We start from the raw sequence: 4,055 nt of genomic DNA, 5'->3' as shown, positions 1-4,055 counted from the left end.
AAATTTATCCTGTTTTATTTTATTTTTCTCCTGTATCTGTCATGCAGGGGATTATAATTTTTTTACAGCGGTCAATGATGATGCTGAAGAAATGTTTGACTCAGCCTATCCACAGCAAGAGAAAACAGATTATTCAATTCTGCATAACCTGTTTTTTCAGGGTGAGCGCTGGCGTGTCTATAACTATACGGCCTATCAAACCAACCAGTTTAACCATAAAATGCTGACAGGTGACACCAGTAACTTGTCTCTGGATGATTTTTCAGTTTCATTGGGATATGGCATCATCTACCAACTCAATCCAACCAACCAAATTGGCTATGAGTATTTGTCCAGCTTTCCATTTGATCGGGGGCAGTTGGTTCGCTTTTTCTGGTTGCGAATATTTTAGGCCATCTTTTGATATAAACCTGCACGTACCATACCTGCCTTGGTTTCCTTGATTTTTTGCCAACTGGCTGGAAGTTTTAGCTGTGACAGGTCACGGTCTGCCTCAACATAAATATAGGCGTTCGGATTAATCAATGGTTCAGTCAACTCGGCAAGCTCTTGCCATAAATCAAGGCTGTAGGGTGGATCAAGAAACACTACATCAAAGCCACTGTGTAATTTCACTAATGCCTGCTGCGCGGTTGAGATCATCAACTGACAATTTTCCGCTTTTAATAACTGGATATTATCCTTTAAAAAACGTGCCTGAGTTGGGTTGGGTTCAATCATCACCACTTTTGCTGCGCCACGCGAGAGCGCTTCAAAACCGAGGGCGCCCGAACCACTGCATAGGTCCAGCACCTGTGCATTCTGGATATCCCACATCAGCCAGTTGAACAAGGTTTCACGGACACGGTCAGGGGTTGGCCTTAAACCCTCAATACTGGCAAAGGGCAGGGAACGTCGTTTCCATTCACCCCCAATAATGCGTAATTGGTTCTTCATTATTCAGTGGTTCCATCGGCTGGCTGCGGTGGCGGTGTAACGGCTGGGGCAGGGGTCACCGTAGATGATATTGGCAGTGAGGTTTGCGCCGTTGTTGGTGCAGTGGTATTGCCGCTTGGCAATTCGCTTGGCTTGATGCCTGCTGTCATTAAGCCGCCACTCACCTGATGGTTTGCAGGGCGCAGCGGATTCTTGTTGCGTGTCACTAACCAGTAATCGAAAACTGGGCGCGCCAGTTGCGCTGCGGAACCACCATGCTTACCATTTTCCCATACCACGGCAATCGCAATCTCAGGGGTGTCTGCTGGTGCAAAGCCGACAAATAAACCGTGGTCCCATTGTCTTGAGGATAAGGCCGCTTCATTGTAGCGTTTGCCCTGTGCGATACTCTTGACCTGGGCTGTACCTGTTTTTCCAGCAATTGAATACTGTAGGCCACCTTTAATGCCTCGACCTGTTCCTGTTTGGATGACATCAATCATGGCTGCATGCATATTCAGCCAGTCCTGTTCTGTCCCATTGAACTGAATTTTACCATCAGGGGCATTGTGCACCGTGAATTTTTTTGCACCCTTATTGTCCCGCAACACGTGAGGGGTGACGTGTGACCCTTTGTTCGCTGTAATTGCCGTTGCCATTGCCAGTTGTAATGGTGTTGCGGTAAATGCACCCTGACCAATACTGACCGAAATGGTTTCACCTTTTAGCCACTTGGATTTGCGGGTACGCATTTTCCACTCAGGGCTTGGATATAAGCCACTGCTTTCACTTGGCAGGTCAACACCTGTCTTTTCCCCGAAACCAAACTGGCGCATCCAGTCATTCATTTTTTCGATACCCATGCGGTAAGACAGGATATAGAAATAGGTGTCACAGGAGACCACTTCGGCCTTATGCAGGTTGACCGCACCATGTCCCGTTTTTTTATGGTCACGGAAGCGGTGACTGTCACCAGGTAAGTTGAAATAGCCTGGGTCGGAAATCGCAGTTCCCCAGTCAACCAAACCATAATGAATCCCACCTAGTCCAAACATTGGTTTAATGGTTGAACCAGGAGGATAGACACCCTGAACCGCACGGTTATAAAGTGGCTGGTCTAAATTATCGCGTAAACCACTATAGTCTTTCGAACTAATGCCCGTTACGAATAAATTGGGATTGAAGCTGGGACTGGAAACCAGTGCCAGAATTTCACCAGTACGTGGGTCCATGGCCACAATTGCCCCACGGCGGTCCGCCAATTGTTGTGCCGCGACCATCTGGAGGCCATAGTCAATCGACAAATACAGGTCATTGCCGCGAATCGGCGCCTTTCGTCCCAGGTTGCGCAGGATATTGCCATGTGCATCGGCCTCTACCGATTCGTAGCCTGGGGTACCATGCAATAATTCTTCGTAGCTTTTTTCCACTCCAATTTTACCAATTAGGTTGGTGCCTGCGTATAAATCCTTGTCAATAGATTTCAGTTCTTTATCATTAATACGGCCCACATAACCCAGCACATGCGCGAAAAGCTCTCCATGCGGGTAATAGCGGGTCATTTGTGTTTCAATCTTTACCCCAGGAAAGGCATATTTCACTTCACTGAATTTGGCAATATCCGCTTCATTCAGGTTTAGCTTGATGGCAATCCGCTCAGTTTTCCGTGCCGTTTTCACCCGACTCTTAAAGCGTTCAACATCTTCTTCCGTTAGGCCCAGTACAGGAATCAGGCGGTTTATTGTGTCATCTATATCGCTGACATCTGCACGGCTGAGCGTGGCGGTAAACACGGGATAGTTATCGGCCAAAAGCACGCCATTGCGGTCATAAATATAACCACGGGCAGGGGCTAGTGGTTGCAGGCGGATTCGGTTCTTGTCCGAGGCGGTGGTGAAGTCGTCATAGTGCACAATCTGCAAATAGGCATAGCGGCAGATCAGGATGAGCAGACAGATCACGACAATAAAGATTGCAAAAAAGATTCGACCCTTGTAAATGCGCTTTTCTTGTTGCATGTTTTTTAAAGGAAAGTGCTGTTTCATACGGTGTCGACTTAATTACAAAATAAAAGAATGGAGCGATTGGCTATTTTAACGTAAGTTGAATGATCATACTGTAGAATTTTCAGTACTTCATGCAAATGTGGTGCGACACTTTTTGACTTTGCAGACATTAAAATTGTATGGTCTTGTATATTAGGAGCAAAATAATTCTGTTAAAGTCACAAACTGTTTGAAATAGGACACACTCTTAGGGAAAGTGGAGAAAATAATGAAAAGAATTTACCTTTTGCTGGCGGTTTTAACATCTACGGGTTTGGTTCACGCTGGGGAAAATCCATTTAAGCCTGAACCTAAACTAAAGGATGCAAAAGTTTCAACCTGGAATATTGGGGCTGGTGTAACCAAAAAATTATTACACGCCAACCTTGAATGGGTAAATCCATACGGGATTGCTTATGCGAAAGCGGGTGCGTTTTTAAACGATGATAATGAGGCGGGCGGTCAGGTTGGCTTCCGTTATCCATATTACCTGACAGGCACAGATAAAAACGGATATTACGTTGGGGTGTATGCAGGTCATCTGGACAGTAAAAATTATGGTGGAAAAGTAAAGGCGAATTTGGGTGTAGGGGCTGATATGGCCTTTGTATGGTTGAATAATGAACGGATTAGCACATTCAGTGTGGGTGCGGGCGTACGTGAACCATTGAAAGGGGCAGATGGGAAGACTGTTAAAAAAGCAGAACCTGTGCTTCAGTTTTCATACACCTTAAGTTTTGGTTTGTAGGAGAGTGCAAGCTGTTCATCTATAGGCCATAATGTATCAATAACTTTGAGAGTCATGCATGTTTGATTACGTCAATGAATTGTGGCAGATTTTCTTAAATCGACCTGACCATCTGGCAGTCTTAAGTATCATTCCAGTGACTGCCTTTGTAACATGGGCACACGTGTGGATGGCTTTGAAAATGGTGTTTTACCCAATTAATTTCTGGGGATTCCATTTAGGACCATTACCTGTAGGTTGGCAAGGGATTGTGCCACGTAAGGCAGGACGTATTTCAGGCATTATTACTGACAATACCCTATCAAAATTAGGTTCATTGCGAGAGTTTCTGGAAGCGATGGACCCTG

4 protein-coding genes and 1 pseudogene are annotated in these 4,055 nt (G+C 45.5%); 3 read left to right on the top strand and 2 right to left on the bottom strand.

Annotated elements, in window-relative coordinates:
* Window positions 1-391 (top strand): hypothetical protein (locus B4H32_RS08385; RefSeq protein WP_286801873.1); only part of this gene is annotated, 391 nt, incomplete at its 5' end.
* Here the strand turns inward: B4H32_RS08385 and rsmD are convergent.
* Window positions 388-936 (bottom strand): 16S rRNA (guanine(966)-N(2))-methyltransferase RsmD, encoded by a 549-nt coding sequence (rsmD, locus tag B4H32_RS08380; protein WP_286801869.1) that lies wholly within the window; start codon window positions 934-936, stop codon window positions 388-390. The genes B4H32_RS08385 and rsmD overlap by 4 nt on opposite strands.
* A complete protein-coding gene (gene mrdA / locus B4H32_RS08375; protein ID WP_286801857.1) occupies window positions 936-2,960 on the bottom strand; it encodes a penicillin-binding protein 2 in 2,025 nt (674 codons plus the stop codon). The genes rsmD and mrdA overlap by 1 nt, the downstream gene beginning before the upstream one ends.
* 229 nt (window positions 2,961-3,189) lie before the next feature.
* On the opposite strand from mrdA, the gene B4H32_RS08370 reads away from it, so the two are divergent.
* Window positions 3,190-3,708 (top strand): hypothetical protein, encoded by a 519-nt coding sequence (locus tag B4H32_RS08370; protein WP_286801852.1) that lies wholly within the window; start codon window positions 3,190-3,192, stop codon window positions 3,706-3,708.
* A 58-nt stretch (window positions 3,709-3,766) separates the two neighbouring features.
* Window positions 3,767-4,055, top strand: a pseudogene (locus B4H32_RS08365) (hypothetical protein); the annotation flags it as partial.

This window comes from Acinetobacter sp. UBA2063 (assembly GCF_002333245.1).
GTDB lineage: Bacteria > Pseudomonadota > Gammaproteobacteria > Pseudomonadales > Moraxellaceae > Acinetobacter > Acinetobacter parvus.
This window is presented reverse-complemented; position numbering and strand designations above follow the sequence as displayed.